General features: G+C 40.0%; 21 protein-coding genes. 7 read left to right on the top strand and 14 right to left on the bottom strand.

Annotated elements, in window-relative coordinates:
* Positions 1-34: 34 nt before the first annotated feature.
* On the bottom strand, positions 35-706 hold the full coding sequence (gene folE / locus FUA48_RS17375) for a GTP cyclohydrolase I FolE (protein WP_147584768.1): 672 nt from the start codon (positions 704-706) through the stop codon (positions 35-37).
* A 335-nt stretch (positions 707-1,041) separates the two neighbouring features.
* On the opposite strand from folE, the gene FUA48_RS17370 reads away from it, so the two are divergent.
* From FUA48_RS17370 to FUA48_RS17350, 5 genes are all read left to right on the top strand, one after another.
* Positions 1,042-2,973 (top strand): hypothetical protein, encoded by a 1,932-nt coding sequence (locus FUA48_RS17370; RefSeq protein WP_147584767.1) that lies wholly within the window; start codon positions 1,042-1,044, stop codon positions 2,971-2,973.
* A 158-nt stretch (positions 2,974-3,131) separates the two neighbouring features.
* Positions 3,132-3,509, top strand: coding sequence for a hypothetical protein (locus FUA48_RS17365; protein ID WP_147584766.1), 378 nt, complete (start codon positions 3,132-3,134; stop codon positions 3,507-3,509).
* Positions 3,419-5,173, top strand: a complete 1,755-nt coding sequence (locus FUA48_RS17360) for a hypothetical protein (protein WP_147584765.1) — start codon at positions 3,419-3,421, stop codon at positions 5,171-5,173. Before FUA48_RS17365 ends, FUA48_RS17360 begins: the two co-directional genes overlap by 91 nt.
* A 14-nt stretch (positions 5,174-5,187) precedes the next feature.
* Positions 5,188-5,487, top strand: coding sequence for a hypothetical protein (locus tag FUA48_RS17355; RefSeq protein WP_147584764.1), 300 nt, complete (start codon positions 5,188-5,190; stop codon positions 5,485-5,487).
* A gap of 86 nt (positions 5,488-5,573) precedes the next feature.
* On the top strand, positions 5,574-6,971 hold the full coding sequence (locus FUA48_RS17350; protein ID WP_147584763.1) for a T9SS type B sorting domain-containing protein: 1,398 nt from the start codon (positions 5,574-5,576) through the stop codon (positions 6,969-6,971).
* A 124-nt stretch (positions 6,972-7,095) separates the two neighbouring features.
* Here FUA48_RS17350 and FUA48_RS17345 read toward each other — a convergent pair whose 3' ends face one another.
* Both FUA48_RS17345 and FUA48_RS17340 read right to left on the bottom strand, forming a co-directional pair.
* On the bottom strand, positions 7,096-8,286 hold the full coding sequence (locus tag FUA48_RS17345; RefSeq protein ID WP_147584762.1) for a pyridoxal phosphate-dependent aminotransferase: 1,191 nt from the start codon (positions 8,284-8,286) through the stop codon (positions 7,096-7,098).
* A gap of 161 nt (positions 8,287-8,447) precedes the next feature.
* The gene (locus FUA48_RS17340) at positions 8,448-8,876 is read right to left on the bottom strand and encodes a DUF1573 domain-containing protein (protein WP_147584761.1); all 429 of its coding nucleotides are present in this window, start codon (positions 8,874-8,876) and stop codon (positions 8,448-8,450) included.
* Positions 8,877-9,041: 165 nt separating this feature from the next.
* On the opposite strand from FUA48_RS17340, the gene FUA48_RS17335 reads away from it, so the two are divergent.
* A complete protein-coding gene (locus tag FUA48_RS17335) occupies positions 9,042-11,672 on the top strand; it encodes a valine--tRNA ligase (protein WP_147584760.1) in 2,631 nt (876 codons plus the stop codon).
* 64 nt (positions 11,673-11,736) lie between these two features.
* Here the strand turns inward: FUA48_RS17335 and FUA48_RS17330 are convergent, their stop codons facing one another.
* From FUA48_RS17330 to rsfS, 8 genes are all read right to left on the bottom strand, one after another.
* Positions 11,737-12,816, bottom strand: a complete 1,080-nt coding sequence (locus FUA48_RS17330; RefSeq protein ID WP_147584759.1) for an RHS repeat domain-containing protein — start codon at positions 12,814-12,816, stop codon at positions 11,737-11,739.
* A 122-nt stretch (positions 12,817-12,938) separates the two neighbouring features.
* On the bottom strand, positions 12,939-13,709 hold the full coding sequence (locus FUA48_RS17325; RefSeq protein WP_147584758.1) for a superoxide dismutase: 771 nt from the start codon (positions 13,707-13,709) through the stop codon (positions 12,939-12,941).
* Positions 13,710-13,719: 10 nt separating this feature from the next.
* Positions 13,720-13,983 (bottom strand): acyl-CoA-binding protein, encoded by a 264-nt coding sequence (locus tag FUA48_RS17320; protein ID WP_129752363.1) that lies wholly within the window; start codon positions 13,981-13,983, stop codon positions 13,720-13,722.
* Complete coding sequence (locus FUA48_RS17315) at positions 13,984-14,637, bottom strand: phosphatidylserine decarboxylase family protein (protein WP_147584757.1); 654 nt, start codon at positions 14,635-14,637, stop codon at positions 13,984-13,986. It abuts the gene before it with no gap.
* A complete protein-coding gene (locus FUA48_RS17310; RefSeq protein ID WP_147584756.1) occupies positions 14,627-15,433 on the bottom strand; it encodes a phosphatidate cytidylyltransferase in 807 nt (268 codons plus the stop codon). The genes FUA48_RS17315 and FUA48_RS17310 overlap by 11 nt, the downstream gene beginning before the upstream one ends.
* A gap of 2 nt (positions 15,434-15,435) precedes the next feature.
* Complete coding sequence (locus FUA48_RS17305; protein ID WP_147584755.1) at positions 15,436-16,038, bottom strand: lactate utilization protein B/C; 603 nt, start codon at positions 16,036-16,038, stop codon at positions 15,436-15,438.
* A 107-nt stretch (positions 16,039-16,145) separates the two neighbouring features.
* The gene (gene ftsH, locus FUA48_RS17300; RefSeq protein ID WP_147584754.1) at positions 16,146-18,074 is read right to left on the bottom strand and encodes an ATP-dependent zinc metalloprotease FtsH; all 1,929 of its coding nucleotides are present in this window, start codon (positions 18,072-18,074) and stop codon (positions 16,146-16,148) included.
* A 13-nt stretch (positions 18,075-18,087) separates the two neighbouring features.
* The gene (gene rsfS, locus FUA48_RS17295) at positions 18,088-18,459 is read right to left on the bottom strand and encodes a ribosome silencing factor (RefSeq protein WP_129752368.1); all 372 of its coding nucleotides are present in this window, start codon (positions 18,457-18,459) and stop codon (positions 18,088-18,090) included.
* A gap of 89 nt (positions 18,460-18,548) precedes the next feature.
* On the opposite strand from rsfS, the gene FUA48_RS17290 reads away from it, so the two are divergent.
* Positions 18,549-19,277: a biotin--[acetyl-CoA-carboxylase] ligase gene (locus FUA48_RS17290; RefSeq protein ID WP_147584753.1), complete on the top strand. Its 729-nt coding sequence runs from the start codon at positions 18,549-18,551 to the stop codon at positions 19,275-19,277.
* Here FUA48_RS17290 and FUA48_RS17285 read toward each other — a convergent pair.
* From FUA48_RS17285 to FUA48_RS17275, 3 genes are all read right to left on the bottom strand, one after another.
* Positions 19,274-19,975, bottom strand: coding sequence for a DUF4241 domain-containing protein (locus FUA48_RS17285; protein WP_147584752.1), 702 nt, complete (start codon positions 19,973-19,975; stop codon positions 19,274-19,276). The two genes, FUA48_RS17290 and FUA48_RS17285, sit on opposite strands and share 4 nt — an antisense overlap.
* A gap of 65 nt (positions 19,976-20,040) precedes the next feature.
* Positions 20,041-20,787 (bottom strand): metallophosphoesterase family protein, encoded by a 747-nt coding sequence (locus tag FUA48_RS17280; protein ID WP_147584751.1) that lies wholly within the window; start codon positions 20,785-20,787, stop codon positions 20,041-20,043.
* Positions 20,787-21,317 (bottom strand): hypothetical protein, encoded by a 531-nt coding sequence (locus FUA48_RS17275; protein WP_147584750.1) that lies wholly within the window; start codon positions 21,315-21,317, stop codon positions 20,787-20,789. The genes FUA48_RS17280 and FUA48_RS17275 overlap by 1 nt, the downstream gene beginning before the upstream one ends.
* Between the last annotated feature and the right edge of the window lie 19 nt (positions 21,318-21,336).

Here is a 21,336-nt window from a genome sequence, read left to right as displayed (position 1 = left end):
TGAATCCGTTAGTAACGGTATAAAAATAATAGGATTAAAATTGTGTGTCAAGTTTTATGTAATCTAAAAACTCTCTGCGAACATGCTCCTCCTTAAATCTTCCTCCAAATTCAGAAGTAACGGTGCTGCTTTCAATATCGCGAATACCTCTTGAGTTAACACAAAGGTGCTTAGCATCGATAACACAGGCAACATCTTCCGTTTTAAGAACTTTTTTCAGTTCCTCCACAATTTGTATGGTAAGTCTTTCCTGTACCTGTGGCCTTTTAGCAAAGTAATCCACAATTCGGTTCATTTTAGAAAGGCCCACAACCGTTCCGTTAGATATGTAGGCAACGTGTGCACGTCCTACTATAGGTAACAGGTGGTGCTCACAGGTAGAATAGATTGTTATATTTTTTTCTACCAGCATTTCACCATACTTGTATTTATTTTCAAATGTAGATGATCCCGGTTTTCTTGTAGGGTTAAGTCCGCCAAAAATCTCTTTTACAAACATTTTGGCAACTCGGTTAGGGGTACCTTTCAGGCTATCGTCTGTAAGGTCCATACCAAGTGTATTTAAAATACTCTCAACATCTTTTTTAATAGCTTCTATTTTCTGGTCGTCACTCATTTCAAAAGCGTCTGGCCTTAAGGGTGTAGCCGAGCTTGTAGCAATATGGTTATCTCCTATATCGTCTTTTAAATCTTCGTTAGCAATCATTGATACAATAATTAATATATACTTAAAAAAGTCAGGTGGCAAAGATAGTTATAAAAGTTGATTTTAAAGGCTGTAGCAGTTAGCTAATTTTTATGTTACTATTTATATAGCTCCATTTGCGGGATTAGTGCATTGTGTTATGTTTGTAACAAACTCCTTAAACTTGCTGTTCTTTTGGTTAAAAAATAAAATTTTATAAAAAAAAAATAAAACAGGGTAGGGTGTAGGGGGTAATAACTGTTATATATAAGCGTTATATTAAAAAAAAGTAATTTTTTTAAAGTAGTGCTTTATTTTTGTGTAAATTTCGCCTTTTCAAAAAACAAGTTAGAAAAATGAGAAACAAGTACCTTTTATTAATACTCTTTACGAGTATTGTATGCTTCAAAGGTTTTTCACAGGCTCCAGGATGTCCGGATGTTAGTGTTTTTGCACCGGCCCCTTTATGTCATCCGGGAGAATGTACCGAATTAACCGCAGATTATTTTGATACAGGAGCGACTACATCTTATGATGTGTCTTCTATCGCTTATGCACCTCCTTATCCTTTTATTGGAGGTACTCAGGTATCTGCAAACACAGATGATGTTTGGTCTCCTTTGGTTACATTACCGTTTTCATTTTGTTTTTACGGTCAAAATTATACACAGGCTCTTGTAGGGTCTAATGGTGTTATTACTTTTGATACTACAAATTTTTCGCCGGGACCTGGTTGTCCGTGGTCTTTTAATCAATTGGTTCCTAATGCAGGTTTTCCTATCAAAAATGCTATTTATGGTGTTTATCAGGATATTGATCCGGGTGTAGATAATAGTTTTGCAAATCCTAATATAAACTATGCTATTTTAGGTAGTGCCCCTTGTCGTACACTGGTAGTTAACTTCTCTGAAGTAGCTCAGTTTTCAGGGACTTGTGAAAACGATGCAACTATAGGTGCGCAAACTTCACAAATAGTGTTGTATGAAACAACAAATGTTATTGAGGTTTATGTGCAAAGAAGAGTTCCTTGTCCAAGCTGGAATGGTGGTAATGGTGTTATTGGTGTACAAAATGCCGGAGGTACCCAAGGTGTAACTCCTCCTGGGCGTAATACAGGTAGCTGGAGTGCGACAAATGAAGCTTGGCGTTTTACACCTAATGGAAGTTCTATAGTTGTTTTTGAATGGCTTGATAGTAACGGTACAGTTGTGAGCACAGATACTACTATGAGTGTTTGTCCTACTGAAACTACTACATATACTGCACGTGCTACTTATACTCCTTGTGGAAACAATGAGCCTGTAATTAAAACTCAGCCTGTTGTTGTTGAAATTGATGAAGTTGAATTAGGTGAGCCTGAAGATTTTGTTATCTGTGCGGTAAACCCTCCTCCTTATATTTTTGACTTATCACAAAATTCTCCTCTTGTAAGAATGGGAGGGAACGAGTTTCAGTATCCGGTAACATATCACCTCACAGAGGAGGATGCGGAAGAAGGTTTTAACCCTATTATTCCGGATAATGCATTTTCTACAACTACTAGTGTTACGATATATGTCAGAATGGAAAATGCACTGACTGGATGTTCAAACACAACCAGTTTTGAAATAATTATAGCTGAAGCCCCTGTTGCAGGTCAGCCGAATGATCTTAATCTTTGTGATGATGATGGTGACGGTTTTGTAATGACCGATCTTACCGTTCAAAACAGTGACGTTCTGGCAGGATTAGATGAGAATGCCTATACTATAGCTTATTTTGAGTCTCTTGTTGATGCCAACGCTAACACTCCTGCTATTGCTGATCCTCAAAATTATAATGCTGAAGAAGGTACTATTTTTGTTAGAGTTTCAACTTTAGGTGATGATACTTGTTTTGATGTTACCAGTTTTGATATAAATATTACTGAATTACCAAATGATGTGGTTAGCCCTGCATCAATGGAAATTTGTGATGATAACCCTAATGATGGTACGGCATCATTTGATTTAACAGATGCTGTTAATGAAATTATTGCTGCTGAACCAGCAATGACGCTTGATATTACAGTTCACGAAACTCAGGCAGAGGCCGATGCCGGTACTAACCCGCAGAACTATCCTGCTTATGTTTCAAATAGTCAGGCTATAAATCAAATTATATACTTTAGAGTTAAAGAAGCAGGTTCTTCTTTAGCAGGTTGTTATGTAGTGGTTCCAATGGACTTAACTGTTAACCAAAGCCCTGCTCCAGCAGCGCCGTTAACCGACTACGTATTATGTGATCAGACGAAACTACATGACCCCTGACGGAGTAGAGGAGTTTGATTTAACCACAAAAGATTTAGAGATCACGGGGTGGTAACCCTGATTATGCGGTAAGCTACTATGAGACGGCTAATGATGCTGAGACGGCTACCAACCCTATCGTTAACCTGACAACTTATGCGAACCTTTCCAACCCTCAGATGATCTATGTAAGATTGGAGAACACGGTAACCACGTGTTATGATGTCTTTGATTTTGATTTGGTTGTAACCCCGCTTCCGATTTATGACAGCGCGCAGACGGACTTCCACGAGTGTGAGGAGGTACCGGGCCAGGCAGACTTTGACCTTCACAGCCATGATTCAGCCCTTGCTTCGGGAGTATCATCGGTAACGGTTAGTTACTATAGCAGCCAGATAGAGGCAGAGACAGGCGATGCTGCCACGCAGCTTCCTGATATCTATGTTGCCCCTGATATGGCCCAGATATGGGCAAGGTTACAGAGCAGTGTAACGGGCTGCTGGACGGCAGTTCAGATACCCTTCATGTTGACCCTGCACCTATTGCCCCTGCACTGACAGCCCTTGAGGAATGTGCCTTTGACAATGACGGTTTTGAGAATTTCGACGTACAGTCGGTAATTGACTATATAGAATCACAGCTTACCGATGTTACGGTAACTGCGCACGAGACCATGGATGACGCGGAGTTTGGTACCAATGCCATTGACCCTGTTGACTATACCAATATCGAGGCGAACACCCAGACGCTTTACATCAGGGTATCTTCGGCCTTTACGGTTTGTTATGACATCGAGGAGCTTCAGCTGATTGTTCACCAGGCGCCTATCGCCACCGAACCGGCACCATATGCACTATGCGACAACGGTCCGGATGATACTGACGGTGAGGGTATCTTTGTACTTCCTTCAAGAGAGTCTGAGATACTTGGCGGATTGGACCCTGCACTGTACACGGTTGGCTATTTTGCGACCCTTGAGGCAGCACAGGCCAATACCCCTGCCATTGCGACCCCGGGCAGCTACACGGCTACCAATACCGATTCCCCTGTTTATGTAAGGGTAACGGACAATGCAACGGGCTGTTATGACATCGTGGAACTGGAGCTTATCGTCAACCCGCTACCTGTTGCTACCCAGCCTACACCATACACATTATGTGATGTGAACACTATAGGAGGGCAGCCTGACGAGGTTGAGGAGTTTGACCTTACCACTAAGATCCCTGAGATCATCGGGGTCCAGACGGGAATCAATGTTACCTTCCACCATACCCTTGCGGATGCTGATGCTAACATAAATGAAATACAGAACCCGCAGGCGTATACCAACCAGAGCAATGCCGAGGCGATCTATGTAAGGGTTACCTTTGAGGCTACGGGCTGCTACAGGATCGTATTGCTTGATATCAGGGTAGAGCCGCTACCGATAGTGGTTCCCCCTTCCCAGGAAGACCTTACCATGTGTGACCCAGACAGTGACGGCCATGCCCAGTTTGACCTTGATGCCCTTGTTGAGGATATGATCAACAACGGAGAGAACCTTTCTGTAACCTTCCACGAGACGGCACAGGATGCGGAACTGGGTATCAACGCCATCCCTAATACGGACAACTATACCAATACCAATGCCTATAACCAGACCATCTATGTAAGGGTGGAGAACACGGTAACGGGCTGTTATACGGCTACGGCCTATGCGCTTAACCTTATTGTTGTGGATACCCCTCAGATTGATGCGGACCTTCAGGACATCACCCTTTGTGATACGGACAACAACGACCAGGATGCCATGGCAGCCGTGGACCTTACGGTTCAGGACAGCTACATACTGGAGCACTTAGGCAATGCGGACCCGTCGGATTATATCATCCATTACTTCAATAACCTTACGGCAGCCCAGAACGGCGCACCGAGGATTACCAACGCTGCTGGCTACACGGCCCAGGACGGAGAGGTTATCTATGTAAGGATTGAGGATGTTGCCACGGGCTGCTACAGCATCGAGAGCTTCACCATCCATATCAATATCCCGCTTGCCTTAACACGTCCGCCTGTACTTAGCGTATGTAACGAGGCCCTGCCGAATGATATGACCACGGAGTTTGACCTTACGGTAATGGAGAACACGATACTGGGCCCATTCGGGGTAGGCCTTGGCTACACGGTTAACTACTATGAGCCGGGGCAACCACACCGATTGCCGACCCTACTGCTTATGTGAACACCTCCAACCCGATGACATTAACGGTAGAGGTTATCACCCTTGCAGGGTGTAAGAGCTACACTACCATGACCATAAAGGTACTTCCGTTACCTACACCGAATACGACCCCTGATGCCCTTGTGTTATGTGATGACAACAATGCGGGGGACGGCCAGGAGGAGTTTGACCTTACCCAGGCAGCAGCAGATATCATGGACAACGAGCCGAACCTTATCTTAAGCTACCACCTTACTTATGATGATGCGGACCAGGATATAAACGCCATAGCGGACCCTACGCAGTTTGTAAGCGGTACGGCTACATCTATGTAAGGGTAGAGGCCAACACGGGCAACCCGAATGATGCTGTATGTTACCAGATCGTTGAGCTTGAGCTTATCGTTAACCCGCTGCCTGCATTGGGCGAGAACGGGGCGATTCCTGCCTATGCGATCTGTGAGCAGAACACCGATGGTTTTGCCACCTTTATACTAAGCAGCCACATCCCTGAGATACTGGGAGAGGATGCCGACCCGAACGATTACCTTGTAAGGTTCTACTTTGATCAGGCAGCCCTTGATGCGGGCACAGCACTGCCGAACCAGTACAACAACATAAGCACGCCACAGGATATCCTTGTATGGGTACAGCACATAGAGAGCGGCTGTACCACCACCGCACCGATGCAGCTCCTGGTGGAGGAGGCCGCAGTAGCCAACGCCCCTGCCGACCCATCGCTGTCTACCTGTGATGATGACGGTACAAACGACGGTATGCATGCCTTTGACCTTAGTGTCTTCGATGCGGAGATACTGGGAGCGCAGGACCCTGCGGACTACAGTGTTGCCTACTATGAGAGCTTTGAGGATGCAGATAATGCAACCAACCCTATAGCGGACCCTACGGTGTATGTGAACACCACTGCCGATGTTATGACCATCTATGCAAGGGTGACCAACACCTCGACCATCAGCGGTTGCCATGACATCACGGAGATCACCCTTATAGTGGAAAGATTGCCTGAGCCTGTGATCACCTCGGTGGACGGCAGTGATACGATCTGTGTGGACTACACTACCGACGATGTGTTAAGGACAGTAACCCTGGACAGCGGCATCCCGAGCGGTATGGGCTACAGCTTTGTGTGGTACCTTGACGGAGTGGAACTGACCGATTATGACCCGGCATCTCCTACCTATGAGGCGATAGCCGAGGGTAACTATACTGTAGAGGTAACAGGCCCTGCACCACTGAACTGTATCTCTGATATCTCAGCAGCCTTCCAGGTTCAGAAGAGCGGCCCTGCCAGCCCTGTTGGTGTTGGTTATGAGGTGACCAACTACTTCAGCGACAACCAGGTTATCACGGTGTTTGTTGAAGGGTATGGAGAATACGAGTACAAGCTTGATGAGGACGGCATGTGGCAGAGCAGCAATGTGTTTACCGATGTACCTGCAGGCACCCATACGGTATATGTAAGGGATGTTAGCACGGAGTTTGCGTGTGATGAGATTGCCATAGAGGGCGTAAGCCTTGTGGACTACCCGCATTACTTCACCCCTAACGGTGACGGTTACCACGATACCTGGAACATCATAGGGTTGAACCAGCCTGATGCTAAGGTGTACATCTTTGACCGTTACGGCAAGCTGATCAAGCAGATCAGTGCCACCGAAGAGAGTGAGGGCTGGGACGGTACCTTCAACGGTACACCGCTACCAGCTACGGACTACTGGTTCACGGTAACCTACCGTGAGACGGTTAACGGCCAACCGGTTGTTAAGGAGTTCAAGGCACACTTCTCACTGAAGAGATAAGACAATAAATAAATGATTAAAAAAAAACAGGCAGCCCTTCGGCTGCCTGTTTTGTTTTATAAATTAAATAGAATAAAAAAGGGATGCACATTGTGCATCCCTTTCGTTTTATAATCAAAGTTTCTTAGTTGTTATATTGTTTAAGAGCTTCTTTAAGAATCTCTACAGAGCGGATAAGATCTTCTTTCTTAAGAACATAAGCAATCCTGATTTCATCTAAACCAACGTTAGGTGAAGAATAGAAACCTGCAGCAGGAGCAACCATTACAGTCTCTCCGTTAAAGTCAAACTTCTCAAGTAACCACTGTGCAAAGTCATCTGCATTTTTAACAGGAAGCTTAGCGATGCAGTAAAAAGCACCTTTAGGCGTGGCAACCTTAATACCTTCTATTTTATTTAGCTCACAGATTAAAGTATCCCTGCGCTCTTTGTATTCGCTGATAACTTCATCAAAATAGCTTTGAGGTGTTTCTAATGCTGCCTCACTTGCTATCTGAGCAAAAGTAGGAGGGCTTAGCCTTGCCTGAGCAAACTTCATGGCAGTAGTCATTACTTCTTTATTTTTAGAAACAATGCATCCTATCCTTGCACCACACATACTGTATCTTTTAGAAACAGAATCAATCATGATTGCATTTTCCTCAATACCCGGTACATTCATTACAGAGTAATGTTTGTCTCCGTCATAAGTAAATTCACGATAAACTTCGTCAGCAATTAGAAAAAGGTCATGTTTCTTAACAAGCTCTGCAAGTTGTTGTATTTCTTCCTGAGTGTATAGATATCCGGTTGGGTTACCAGGGTTACATATTAGGATAGCCTTTGTTTTAGGAGTGATAAGTTTCTCAAAATCGGCAATTGGAGGAAGTGCAAAACCTTCGTCTATTGTAGAAATTACAGGAACAACTTTAACCCCTGAAGCTGTTGAAAAACCATTATAGTTAGCATAGAACGGTTCAGGAATAATAATTTCGTCACCCTGATCCATAGTACTACCCATAGCGAAAAGTAAAGCTTCAGAACCACCTGTTGTAATAATAATATCGGCAGCATTAACCGATACACCATGGTTTTGGTAATAATCGGCAAGTTTGTTTCTGTAACTTTCAAATCCGGCAGAGTGGCTATACTCTAATATCTTAACCGAATTGTTTTTTATAGCTTCCAAAGCAACTTCCGGAGTTTTGATATCCGGCTGGCCTATATTAAGGTGATATACCTTGTGGCCTTTTTTCTTTGCAGCCTCTGCATAAGGAACCAATTTTCTTATTGGAGACTCAGGCATTTGCTGGCCTTTATTTGAAACTTTAGGCATTGTATTGAATTTTAATTTTTTTGATGCGCAAATTTGCGACTTTTTTTAGAAACTTAATAATATTAAATTCATCTTATTCAGACTTATAGCAAAATTTAATGGATTTACTGAAAATAAAAAGCCCCTGCTACTGCAGGGGCTTTTTATTTGTTATACCTAAATTACTGGTTAGGAAGTGATTTTTTCTTTTCCAGTATATTAGCCGGTTCCTGTTTTACCACTTCACCTTTTATTTTAAGTGCCACAACTCCGTCAGGATAATTTGTTGCATTAGAATATACAGTGATGGTTTTTCTTATTGGTCCCGGATTCATATTATATTTTACTTCAATTTTTCCTGTTTCCCCAGGTTGAATAGGGTCTTTAGGTTTTGTTGGAACCGTACATCCGCAGGTAGATTTTACATCTTTAATAATAAGTGGTTCATCACCTGTATTTGTAAATTCAAAAACTCTTAACCCGTTGTCTGTTTCTTTGCTAACAGTGCCATAGTCAATGGTATCGGCTTTCAATTCCATTCGGGCGCCTGTTTGGGCATTTGCAGCTAAACTGATAAAAAGTATAGCTATTAATCCTAAAAACTTTTTCATTTTGGTTAATTTTTTGTTTAGTAATTTTAGTAAAAGTAAATAGTTTTAAATAAAGAGCAAATATTCAGTACTCTTTTTTTTAATTTGTACTTATATGGTTACTTTTGCATACATTTTACAAAAATCAGACCATAAATCTTTTAAGATATTATTTTACAGATAGTTATGACGATACCTGCACAATTTGATGCTAAAGCAGTTGAGAAGAAATGGTACGACTATTGGATGAAGAACAACTATTTTCATTCTGAACCGGACCACAGAACACCGTACACCATAGTAATACCTCCGCCAAACGTAACAGGCGTGCTTCACATGGGGCACATGCTTAACAATACCATTCAGGATGTATTAATAAGAAGGGCAAGGCTTAAAGGCTTTAATGCCTGCTGGGTGCCGGGTACCGATCACGCTTCTATTGCTACCGAGGCCAAAGTTGTTGCTAAGCTTAAGGCTGATGGTATAAACAAAAGTGACCTTACGCGTGAAGAGTTTCTTAAGCATGCATGGGAATGGACCGACAAATACGGAGGTGTAATTCTTGATCAGCTTAAAAAACTGGGAGCTTCATGTGACTGGGAACGTACTAAGTTTACTATGGATCCTGATATGTCGGCTTCTGTAATCCGTTCGTTTGTTGATTTATATAATAAAGGACTTATTTACAGAGGTTACAGAATGGTTAACTGGGATCCGGAGGCTAAAACAACGCTTTCTGACGAAGAGGTTATCTATGAAGAAAGACAGGGTAAGCTTTATCATCTGAAATACCAGATTGAAGGTTCGGAAGATTTTGTAATTATTGCAACTACACGTCCTGAAACAATTTTAGGGGATACTGCTATTTGTATTAATCCTAACGATGAGCGTTATACGCATCTTAAAGGTAAAAAGGCTATTGTTCCTATTGCAAACCGTGTAATTCCTATTATATTCGATGAGTATGTTGATATGGAGTTTGGTACAGGATGCTTAAAGGTAACCCCAGCTCACGATGTTAACGATAAGGAGCTTGGCGAAAGGCATCACCTTGAGATTATAGATATATTTAATGAAGATGCTACGCTTAACAGCTACGGACTTCATTATGCAGGTAAGGACCGTTTTGTTGTAAGGGATGAAATTGCCAAAGAACTTGAGGCAATAGGAAATCTTGAAAAAATAGAAAACCATATTAATAAAGTAGGTACTTCTGAAAGGACTAAGGCTGTTATTGAGCCAAGGCTTTCTGACCAATGGTTCCTTAAGATGGAAGATTTGGTTAAGCCAGCCATAAAAGCAGTTTTAGAAACGGAAGAGGTTAAACTTTATCCTAAGCGTTTTGATAATACTTACCGTCACTGGATGGAAAACATTCGTGACTGGAATATATCGCGTCAGTTATGGTGGGGGCAGCAAATACCTGCCTACTACTTTGGAGACGGAAAAGAAGATTTTGTAGTTGCCGAAACTCCGGAAGCAGCTCTTGAGCTTGCTAAACAGAGAACTGGTAATGCATCTCTTACTGTTGCAGACCTTAATCAGGATCCTGATGCTCTTGATACATGGTTCTCTTCATGGTTATGGCCTATGGCTGTATTTGGAGGAATAATGGATCCGGAAAATGAGCAGTACAAATATTACTATCCTACTAACGATCTTGTTACAGGGCCGGATATTCTTTTCTTTTGGGTAGCAAGGATGATTATTGCAGGTTATGAATATGCAGGGGAGAAGCCGTTTACCAATGTTTACCTTACAGGCCTTGTTAGGGATAAACAAAGAAGAAAAATGTCTAAGTCGTTAGGTAACTCGCCAGATCCGCTAGACCTTATTGATAAGTTTGGTGCAGATGGTGTTCGTGTAGGATTACTTTTAAGTGCTTCTGCCGGAAACGATATTCTTTTTGATGAGGAGTTATGTAACCAGGGTAAAGGATTTACCACCAAGATATGGAATGCTTTCAGGCTTATAAAAGGCTGGGAGGTAAGCGATATTGAGCAACCGGAATATGCTAAAAAAGCGATAAAATGGTATGAGGCTAAGCTACAGAAAACCCTGGCGGAAATTGAGGATCATTTTGAGAAATACAGAATATCTGATGCACTTATGACTATCTATAAGCTGGTTTGGGATGATTTCTGTTCTTGGTTCCTTGAAATGATTAAACCGGGATATCAGCAGCCGATTGACAGGGCTACGTTTAATAAGGCTATAGAAATGCTTGAAAACAACCTGAAGCTGCTTCATCCGTTCATGCCTTTCCTTACCGAAGAGATATGGCAGCATATTGCAGAGAGGACAGCTGATGAAGCTCTTATAGTTGCAAAATGGCCGGAAGCAACACAGTATGACGAAAAGCTTATTGCTGATTTTGACCATGCCGCAGAGGTTATTGCAGGTATAAGGACTATTAGAAAAGACAAGAACATACCATTTAAGGATACTATAGAGCTTAAGGTTATTAATAATGATAAGTCTTCTGACTTTTTTGATACTATAATCGAAAAGCTTGCGAATGTTTCCGGGTTGGAATATGTTACAGATAAAGTAAATGGGGCACTAACTTTCAGGGTTAAGTCTAACGAGTATTTTGTTCCTGTTTCTGGTAATGTAAATATTGAGGAAGAGATAGCTAAGCTGGAAGAAGAACTTAAATACAACCAAGGCTTCTTAAAATCGGTTCAGGCAAAGCTTTCTAACGAGAAGTTTGTTAGTGGTGCACCTGAGAAGGTTGTAGCCATAGAACGCCAAAAAGAGGCTGATGCATTAGCTAAAATTGCTACAATACAGCAAAGTCTTGAAAGTCTTAAATAAAAGAATTTCTATATAACAAAAAGAGCAGCTATTAAGCTGCTCTTTTTTTATTTATAAGAATATATTATTCAAAGTATTTAAAAGTTCTTTCTACTATAATAGATGGCTTATCGTTTATAGATATGATTTTTGATGTCCAGTTTCCTTTAGCATCATATTCATATTTATAGCTTTTAGACTCTATAACAGTTTCCTTATCGTCTGCAATGGTAATTAGTGAGATGTTTCCTTTGTCGTCATAAGCATATCCGGCCTTATAAGTGATTTTGCCATCCTGGCGCATTATAGTGCCTATTTTATGGTTATTAGCATCATAATGATGCTCTGTAGTGTTTTCAGACTTATCGTAGCCGTCGTACATGTATTCTTTTATCAAATTACCTTTGTCAAAAGTATACTTGTTAACACTGCTTACTTTACCGTCTCCGTCAGTAGTTTCTTTTGCAATCAGGTTGTCGCCATCATAAGCATAAGTAGTGGTGTATTCTATGCCGTTATCTTTATTATAACGAACAATAGAAGTGATTTTTCCGTTTTCGTTATACTCATTTATGTTTTTAAACTGTACGGTTTCAGTTTTAAGGTAAGAGTGTTCTTCCTTTACGTTGCCGTTTTCGTCATACAGATAAACGGTTTTGTCCATAAGGATATCCTGTCCGTTATACTTTAGCTCTTCAACCATGTTACCGTTTTCATAAGTCATTTCGTTTCTCGTTAACTGGGTTTCAGTTCCCGAATTCTTTTTGATGATTGAAGTATTGTTGTTTGCTTTATCCCACACATACTCAGTACTCATAAAAGGTTTTCCCGACATGTACTGAATAATAGAAAGTGTTTTGTCCTTTCCGTCAAAAGTGGTTTCTTCATACGGAGTGTCACCTTTTAGCCATTTTTTTTCAAGGATCACTTTTCCTTCATCGTTAAAGAAAAGATCAAAATCATGGCTGTATTTTACCTCACGCATTGGTTTTCCTCGTTCCATAGTGCCGTTTACAAGCTCGTATGATTTTTCACTAAGGCTCTCTACATTGCCTTTAAGTTCATATTTTGCCCAGTCACTTTTTTCGTGGTCTACAACTTTTTTTTCTTCTTTTTGGCATGAAGCCATTATTAGCAGTAATGCAAAAGGAATTATACGTTTCATTTTAAGATTATGTTAAGAGTTTCAAAAGTCTGCTTTTTTTTTCAAAAAGTCAATTGAAGCATTCATTTTTTGAATAAAAAAATCCGCCACACGGGCGGATTTATATTTTTAACGGTAAAATATTATTTTGCGGTAGCAGCATCAAATTTTTTAGCTACTGCATCCCAGTTTATAACATGGTAAAAATTAGAGATGTAGTCAGGTCTTTTGTTTTGATAGTGAAGGTAGTAAGCGTGTTCCCAAACGTCTATCGCTAATACAGGAGTTCCTGAGATACCAACATTAGGCATTAAAGGGTTATCCTGGTTAGGAGTTTGCCCTACAGCCAGTTTACCGTTAGCATCTACATATAACCAAGCCCATCCTGAACCAAATTGTGTAGTGGCAGCATCACTGAATTTTTCCTTAAAGCTGTCAAAAGAACCAAAGTCTCTGTTTATAGCTTCTGCAAGGGCACCTTTAGGTTCTCCTCCTGCATTTGGAGCCATAATTTCCCAGTACAGGTTATGGTTGTAGTACCCCCCGGCATTATTTCTAAGGTTTTTGTTTTCCATGTCCATACCTTTAAGGATTTCCTCGATAGTTTTGCTTTCAAGAGGAGTTCCTGCTATGGCTTTGTTTAATTTGTTGGTATAGCCCACATGGTGTTTAGAGTAGTGGGTTTCCATGGTTTTAGCATCTATATAAGGTTCCAGAGCATCATAAGCATAACCAAGCTTAACCATTTGGAATTTTCCTTCTGCCTTAACATCATCAGGATTACCCATAGCCGGTGCTTCGGTTTTTTCTGCTTCGGGAACTTCAACTACTTCCTGCAGATCACTTTTTTCTTTGCATGATTGCAGTGATGCAACCAATACTAAAGCTGAAAAGAACATCTTTACGTTTTTCATGATAGTAATTTTATTTAATTAGAGAATTTATAAGATCAATATAATACTGTTTGGCTTCGTCTGCACTTAAATGCCTTATCTGCATCCATGCATTCATTTTAAAAGCATTTCTAAGATCGTAAGACTGATAATAGCTTTTATTAGCATCGCCCAGTGTTGCCTGTTTGTAATAAGCATAAATCTTCAGCATGACATCCTGAGGTAAAGCCTCTGTCATGTTTGAAGCCTTTTCGTAAGCTTCATGAAACAGGGTGTCTAAATCTTTCTCCTGCATTTAGGCCTTTTTTGCTATTATGGTTTTACCGCCTATAGCTTTTTGATTAAGCTCAACGTTTATTTCTGTACCTAAAGGTAAGAATAAATCCACTCTTGACCCAAATTTTATAAAACCGGCATCAGTACCCTGAACCACATGCATACCTTCCTTAGCGTAGTTAACAATCCTTCTGGCCAGTGCACCTGCAATTTGCCTGTACAGTATATCGCCAAATATCCTGTTCTCTATAACTACAGTTGTACGCTCGTTTTCTTCGCTGGCTTTTGGATGCCATGCCACAAGGTATTTACCAGGGTGGTATTTACTGAATTTAACTAGTCCGTTTACCGCATAACGCGTTACGTGTACGTTGATGGGAGACATAAAGATTGAAACCTGTAAACGTTTGTCTTTAAAATACTCAGGCTCATAAACCTCTTCTATAACTACAATTTTACCGTCTACCGGAGCAATAATAGTATGGTCTGCTGCATCAACAGGGCGTTTAGGGTTTCTAAAAAACTGTAGTATAAGCACCATGAATACAAGTGCAAATACTTCTATAAATTTTAATAGCCAGTAATTGTCTATAAACTTTTCTGCAAGTAAAACAATTGCTACGGTAATTACCAGCGACCCTAAAATGATTTTGGCTCCTTCTTTATGAAACATAATTTATTATTTGATAATACAAAAATAGAAAAGGTATTGCAAAAATAATACTATCCAGCCTGTCAAGTATACCTCCGTGACCAGGCATAATATTACCGCTGTCCTTCACACCGGCAACACGCTTAAATTTAGATTCCACTAAATCGCCCAGTGTACCGAAGATTACAAGGATAGTTCCGGCGCCCATCCATACGGCAGCCGACTGAAAATTATAAAAGATACTAAGTATGTAACTTCCTATAAGTGCAAATATTAATCCTCCTAAAAAGCCTTCTATGGTTTTTTTAGGTGAAATACGTTCAAACAGTTTAGTCCTGCCCATTGTTTTGCCTATTATATAGGCAAAAGTATCGTTAGTCCATATTATTATAAACGCACCTATTATAAGGTAAGGATTGTATTCTGCCCCTTTAAAAGGATATTTGGCAAGTAATACAAAAGGGAGTATTACATAACCGATAAGCAGTACTGCTTTCGCAGTATCGTTTCTTTGGCCTGATGCCCCATTTTTAAACAGGTCCAGTATTAAGGTGACCGAAATTATTAATGTAGCCAGGTTTATGGTAATGTTGTTTCCTAGATTATTTTTTGCGAAAAGAGTATATATAATGAATAATGCTGCTAAAAGCAGGGCATGAAGCTTATTGAAGCTAACAAGATTGCAAAACTCTAAAACCGACAGAAGCATAAAAAGCCCAAAAAGGACCAGGAAGCTTATTTCGGAATATAGGGTAGAGGCTATAAGCAGGATTATGTATACAATTCCTGATAGTGTCCTTGTTACGCTTTCGTTCATTATTACATGTCTTCCAACAGAAGAAGGTACAGGTTTTTTGCCGCACTTCCGTAATGAAGGAAGTCTTCTTCTTTGGCTTTTTCAAAGTATTTAATAGTGGTGATGTTGGTAGGGTATTCCCTGTCGTATTTCTTCTTGATCTCCCTAAGGCCGTCGCTTTTAGAATTTAAAATCTGGCTGGTTGTAGCAAATATCACAATATTTGGAGGCAGCTCGTTAGGCTTGTTCTGTTTTATCTGGTTTGATGAAAACAGTATAGAGCCCTCGTCGGCAATAAGGTTCTCGCAGCTTGCTAATAAAAAGAGCGGCTTAGAAGGTTTGTTGTATTCAAGTTTATTTTCGTCCAGTAAACTATAAAGCTTAGGTTCAAAACATAAAGCTTCACATTCAAACCAGTCATTTTCCTCTAAAATGTTCAAAAACTGGTCGTGAACCTCAGTAAGGTTGTCGCAGTATAAAAATTTTCCGCCGTTTTTTCTGAAGTTGTGGGTGAATAATTCATCGGCAGGTATTTCTTTCTCGGGTAAAAACGGACTGGTTTCCATGTTTTTATCCTCGTTTGAAGCATCATTGGGGGTACCAAAAATTTTTCTGAAAAGACTCATACCTAATTATTCGCGTTTATCTGTAGATTTCAACCAAAGATAAAAAAATCTTAATTCAATATGGGTACTGAATTAAGATTTTTACTATAATTTATGATTATTGGAGCTTATGCCTCTGTAACTACTTCTGCATCTGGTCTTTCATAAGGCCTTTTACCGAAAATATCTTCAAGGTCGTCTTTAAATATAACTTCTTTTTCGATAAGGATATCAGCCAGTTTTAAAAGCTTATCCCTGTTCTCTTCAAGTATATTTATAGCTCTCTTATATTGATCTTCTATAAGTACTGATATTTCTCCGTCAATAACCTTTGCTGTCTCTTCAGAGTATGGTTTAGAGAAATTGTACTCGCTTTGACCTGACGAATCGTAGTAGGTAATATTACCCAGCTTATCGTTAAGTCCATAAATAGTAACCATTGCTCTTGCCTGCTTAGTAACCTTTTCAAGGTCGCTAAGTGCTCCTGTAGATATCTTGTTGAAGATGACCTTTTCGGCAGCACGTCCGCCCATTGTGGCACACATTTCATCAAGCATTTGGTCTGGCCTTACAATAGAACGCTCTTCCGGTAGATACCATGCAGCACCAAGACTTTGTCCGCGCGGTACAATAGTAACCTTAACAAGCGGTGCAGCGTGCTCAAGCATCCAGCTTACAGTTGCGTGACCGGCTTCGTGTACGGCAATAGCTCTTTTCTCCTCTGGAGTAATAATTTTATTTTTCTTTTCAAGACCACCTACAATCCTGTCTACAGCATCAAGGAAATCCTGTTTGTCTACTGATTTTTTGTCTTTTCTTGCAGCGATAAGTGCAGCCTCGTTACAAACGTTTGCAATATCGGCACCGGAGAATCCCGGTGTTTGTTTTGCAAGGAATTCTGTATCCAGATTTTCCGATTTTTTAAGCGGCTTTAAGTGTACTTCAAAAATCTCTTTACGCTCCCTGATATCCGGAAGGTCTACGTAAATCTGCCTGTCAAAACGTCCTGCACGCATTAATGCTTTATCCAGTACATCGGCTCGGTTAGTAGCTGCCAATACAATTACGTTTGTATTAGTGCCAAAACCATCCATTTCTGTTAGTAACTGGTTAAGTGTGTTCTCACGCTCATCGTTAGAGCCTGAGAAGTTGTTTTTACCTCGTGCACGTCCTACCGCATCAATCTCATCGATAAAGATAATGGCAGGAGATTTTTCTTTAGCCTGTTTGAAAAGGTCTCTTACCCTTGAAGCACCCACACCAACAAACATCTCCACAAAATCAGAACCTGAAAGAGAGAAGAAAGGTACTTTAGCTTCGCCGGCAACGGCTTTTGCAAGTAGGGTTTTACCTGTTCCCGGAGGGCCTACAAGTAATGCTCCTTTAGGTATTTTACCACCTATACTGGTATATTTTTCAGGATTTTTAAGGAACTCTACGATTTCCTGTATCTCTTCCTTAGCACCTTCAAGGCCTGCAACATCTTTAAAAGTTACTTTAATGTCGTTTTTCTCGTCAAAAAGCTTGGCTTTAGATTTACCTATATTAAATATCTGGCCTCCGCCACCTCCGGTACCGCCACCTGCCATTCTTCGCATCATGAAAACCCATAATGCTATAAGTACAACAATTGGTAGTAATGTAAGCAACAGGTCGCCCATCATGCTTTCAGGTTCAACAGAATAATCGTTTATTTTTCCTTCGGACCTTGCATCATAAAGCTTTTGGTCGAATATTTCATTTTTAGGTCCTTTGTTTACATTATATTGGGGTCCTTTATTTAGTTCTCCAAGGAAATTTTCACTTACACCTTCGTGTTCTTTGCTTTTTAAAGCTTCTTCTTTAAGGTAAACTTCTACCTGGCTATTGTTTGAAACAACTTTATCTATCTGTCCGCTGTCAAGATATTCATAAAACTTTGAAAGCGAAATTGTTTTTGACCTGTTTAACATTGAACCGTTCAATGAAAAATTAATAGCCAGAAACATTAAGAAAATACCGCCGTATATAAGCCATGGGCTTACCTTCAACTTATTTGGTTTATTATCTTTTGACATGAATTTTTTTTTATTAGTAGTTGTTTCCTATTGAAGTAATTTTGGCATCACCCCAAAGGCTTTCTATGTTGTAGTACTCACGAATATGCTTTTGAAATACATGAACTACGATGTTTACATAGTCCATAAGTACCCATTCGCCGTTTTCTGTTCCTTCAACATGCCATGGTTTGTCCTTTAACTCTTTGGAAACTGTTTTTTGAACTGAGTGAACAATAGCGTTCACCTGTGTATTTGAGGTACCGTTGCAAATAACAAAGTAATCGCACACGGTATTATCGATTGCTCTTAAATCCAGAATATCTATATCACTACCCTTAACTTCTTCGATTCCTTTAATGATGTTTGCTAACAATACATCGGTGCTTATATTCTTTTTTGCCATTTAAAATTTTATATATTCTACAAAGTTATCATTTTTTGTATTTACTTTTGACCCTAATAAGGTATTAAAAAAAGTTATTTTGTTTTTTAATGAATATTATCAAACTCAATGCCATTAACTCCACTAACGACTATTTAAAAACGCTGTCGGGTGCACAGTATCTGGAAAATTTTACTGTTGTTGTTGCCGAGAACCAAACTAAGGGTAAAGGGCAAATGGGAGCCAAATGGAACACCGCACCGGGTAAAAACCTTACTTTTAGCGTGTTAATTAAAGATTTGCTTCTTGGTATCAACGAGATATTTAATCTCAACGTTGCTGTTGCCGTAAGTATTTTGCAGGCACTTGAAAAGCACAATGTTGATAAACTTTCGGTTAAATGGCCTAACGACATTTTGGCAGGCAATAAAAAGATTGGCGGCATACTTATAGAGAACAGCATTAAGAACAGCGGTGAAATTTTTTCGGTTGTGGGCATAGGGCTTAATGTTAATCAAACAGATTTTGAGGGGTTGCCTAAAGCATCATCATTGGCAGTTGTTTGCGGGCATGAGTTTGACAAGACAGATGTTCTTGAAAGTATTGTAACAAACCTTAAACGCAATGTAGCTTCGCTGCTTCATAAAAATGTAGACCCTTTATGGGTAACATACCATAAAAACCTTTATAAAAAAGGGGTGCCAATGCCTTTTGAAAAGGATGACAAAAAATTTATGGGTATTATACAGGGTGTTACAAGAAGCGGAAACCTTGAGCTACTACTTGAGGACGACACTATGGCAGAGTTTAAGATTAAAGAGCTGCAAATGCTTTATTAATCATAATCCTCATCATTGTCATCTTCTTCAAACTCATTGATCAGAAAATCAATTACAAGCTCTACATTGTCTCCGTTCTCGTTTAATCCCCAGTAAGAAGGGTAGTAGCCGTCTCCCCAGCCAGATGAAAACATTATTACGTTATTGTCAGAATCCTTATCTGGGCGATGGTCGTTCCAGTCGCCTAAATTCCTCGAGAACTTATTTTTTGACGAATAGGCTTTAAACTCTTCCGAAAGTACTTCATCATAATAATTCGATTCAGGGTCTTTCTCTAAAAGGGCATCCATTTTTGCATTTAGCTGTGCATTGGTTTCTTCATCAAGAAAACAGGCAAGACCGGAGTCTACAGGGAATCCGAAAAATTCATCTTCTCCCAGTTCGTTAAGTTCTTCTTTTGTAATATCATCAGTAACGGCAAGCACCCATTTTGAGGCTTCCTCGGTCCTGAACTTAATTTTAGCATAAGCTACCCTGTAATGCTCCTCGTCTATTTGTGCCATGTAAATGTATACCGGGTACTTGTCTGGCAGTACACTGCGCTTAAACGGACGCTGGTCGTAAGTAAAGAAAGGATCGGAAGCAATGATTTTTCCCGTTGGCAGATTTAAATCGCCAACATGAATCTCTACCAGCTCCTGCATTCCCATATCGTCATCCAGGTTGTATTCAAATTCAAAGTCGTCTGAGTTTTTCATAATTAGGTGAGTTTTATGGTAAGTTACTTAAAACAGTGGTAGTATGGTATTACTTTATAAAATTTTTAACCGGATTTTTGCGTAAACCTGTCGTAGAAATTAGTTACAAGGCTTGTTTTTATACTGTTCTCTTCCAGCGTTATTATTCGGTATGCAAAAGAGTTGGTGTTGATTTCTATGGTTGGTGAATTCTTCTTTACCTGAAACGCTGTAGAGGGTGTAATGTATTGCGTTATCTTTCTGTCAGTTCGTTTGTCAGGCATGTGGTAATGGCCACAAAAAACAGTTATGTTATGCCTGCTTTCCTGTAGTATATCGTTTACTGTATCCCTGTTTTTAAGCGGATAGGTTGTGTCCATCCCTGTAGGGAAGCCTAAAATAGGGTGGTGTACAAAAAGGACTATATGTTTTAGGGTATTTATTTCCTGTGAAAGCCAGGCTAACTGAGGTTCACTTATTTCACCCGAAGAGGAATCCATGTAGATGTATTTATAGAATTCATCCTCATGAGAGTAATATAATTCATCTTCACCCTCTGTTTTGGTATTTTTGTAAAAAGGAATTACCTGAGAAAAAATGTCGTGATTGCCTAATGTTATTTTAAATCCGGGCTTATAGTTTTCCAGTTTTTCAAAAAACCAGTGCAGGTCGTCTTTGTCTGCAAGATCACCGGTAACAACAATATCGTCAAATTTGTCTAAAGCTATATGTTCTAATACGGCTTTAAGGTTCTTCTTTGGGTTAGCCCCCCTGTCTATGGCAGTAGGGTCGCCAAGATGCGTATCGGTTATATGAGCAATAATTTTAGACATTACTCCTTTTTCTCATCCGGTTCAAAAACGGGATCCATTCTTCCGGGAATTTCCAGTTCGTCACTTAGGTTTGGTATAAGTGTTTTCATAGTAGGAAGGTTAAAACCTGCCGTGTCTAAGAAATACCAGTTTTTGCCTTCATTTTCTGAAATTGCAAGAAGTACAGAATTACTTGTAAGGGTACCACCCTCAACTTTTAGTTTTATCATTTGTACCAGTGTGCACTGCAGCGTATTATCTACTTTGTATATTTTTGAAGGTGTTCCGTAATCCATAGATAAGAACGTCATGCCGTCTTTTTCCAGTCCTTCAACCTCCTTTTTAATCTTTTCAATCATTTTAGCCCTTCCGCCCATATTTTTCAGGACTTTTGGGTATGTAAAGTCTGCAAACCTGCTGTAGTCTTTTGTAATAAATGCATTTCCCATCTTGTTTACCTGAGTAAGCATTGTTTTTTGGGTATTGGCATCCTGGGCAGTAGCGCTTAATAATCCTAAAGTGAAAACTAAAACAGTAATAATTCTTTTCATCTGATAATTAAAAAATTTC

The sequence above is a fragment of the Flavobacterium alkalisoli genome (assembly GCF_008000935.1).
Taxonomy (GTDB): Bacteria; Bacteroidota; Bacteroidia; order Flavobacteriales; family Flavobacteriaceae; genus Flavobacterium; species Flavobacterium alkalisoli.
This window is presented reverse-complemented; position numbering and strand designations above follow the sequence as displayed.

Excerpts from the sequence above, each read along its gene's own strand:
- folE (WP_147584768.1), bottom strand. The coding sequence starts at position 706 with ATGATTGCTAACGAAGATTTAAAAGACGATATAGGAGATAACCATATT.
- FUA48_RS17360 (WP_147584765.1), top strand. The coding sequence starts at position 3,419 with ATGGGCAAGGTTACAGAGCAGTGTAACGGGCTGCTGGACGGCAGTTCA.
- FUA48_RS17340 (WP_147584761.1), bottom strand. The coding sequence starts at position 8,876 with ATGAAAAAGTTTTTAGGATTAATAGCTATACTTTTTATCAGTTTAGCT.
- FUA48_RS17310 (WP_147584756.1), bottom strand. The coding sequence starts at position 15,433 with ATGAACGAAAGCGTAACAAGGACACTATCAGGAATTGTATACATAATC.
- FUA48_RS17355 (WP_147584764.1), top strand. The coding sequence starts at position 5,188 with ATGACATTAACGGTAGAGGTTATCACCCTTGCAGGGTGTAAGAGCTAC.
- FUA48_RS17315 (WP_147584757.1), bottom strand. The coding sequence starts at position 14,637 with ATGTTTCATAAAGAAGGAGCCAAAATCATTTTAGGGTCGCTGGTAATT.
- FUA48_RS17330 (WP_147584759.1), bottom strand. The coding sequence starts at position 12,816 with ATGAAACGTATAATTCCTTTTGCATTACTGCTAATAATGGCTTCATGC.
- FUA48_RS17290 (WP_147584753.1), top strand. The coding sequence starts at position 18,549 with ATGAATATTATCAAACTCAATGCCATTAACTCCACTAACGACTATTTA.
- rsfS (WP_129752368.1), bottom strand. The coding sequence starts at position 18,459 with ATGGCAAAAAAGAATATAAGCACCGATGTATTGTTAGCAAACATCATT.
- FUA48_RS17280 (WP_147584751.1), bottom strand. The coding sequence starts at position 20,787 with ATGTCTAAAATTATTGCTCATATAACCGATACGCATCTTGGCGACCCT.
- FUA48_RS17320 (WP_129752363.1), bottom strand. The coding sequence starts at position 13,983 with ATGCAGGAGAAAGATTTAGACACCCTGTTTCATGAAGCTTACGAAAAG.
- FUA48_RS17365 (WP_147584766.1), top strand. The coding sequence starts at position 3,132 with ATGATCTATGTAAGATTGGAGAACACGGTAACCACGTGTTATGATGTC.
- FUA48_RS17305 (WP_147584755.1), bottom strand. The coding sequence starts at position 16,038 with ATGAGTCTTTTCAGAAAAATTTTTGGTACCCCCAATGATGCTTCAAAC.
- FUA48_RS17370 (WP_147584767.1), top strand. The coding sequence starts at position 1,042 with ATGAGAAACAAGTACCTTTTATTAATACTCTTTACGAGTATTGTATGC.
- FUA48_RS17335 (WP_147584760.1), top strand. The coding sequence starts at position 9,042 with ATGACGATACCTGCACAATTTGATGCTAAAGCAGTTGAGAAGAAATGG.
- FUA48_RS17345 (WP_147584762.1), bottom strand. The coding sequence starts at position 8,286 with ATGCCTAAAGTTTCAAATAAAGGCCAGCAAATGCCTGAGTCTCCAATA.
- FUA48_RS17325 (WP_147584758.1), bottom strand. The coding sequence starts at position 13,709 with ATGAAAAACGTAAAGATGTTCTTTTCAGCTTTAGTATTGGTTGCATCA.
- FUA48_RS17275 (WP_147584750.1), bottom strand. The coding sequence starts at position 21,317 with ATGAAAAGAATTATTACTGTTTTAGTTTTCACTTTAGGATTATTAAGC.
- ftsH (WP_147584754.1), bottom strand. The coding sequence starts at position 18,074 with ATGTCAAAAGATAATAAACCAAATAAGTTGAAGGTAAGCCCATGGCTT.
- FUA48_RS17285 (WP_147584752.1), bottom strand. The coding sequence starts at position 19,975 with ATGAAAAACTCAGACGACTTTGAATTTGAATACAACCTGGATGACGAT.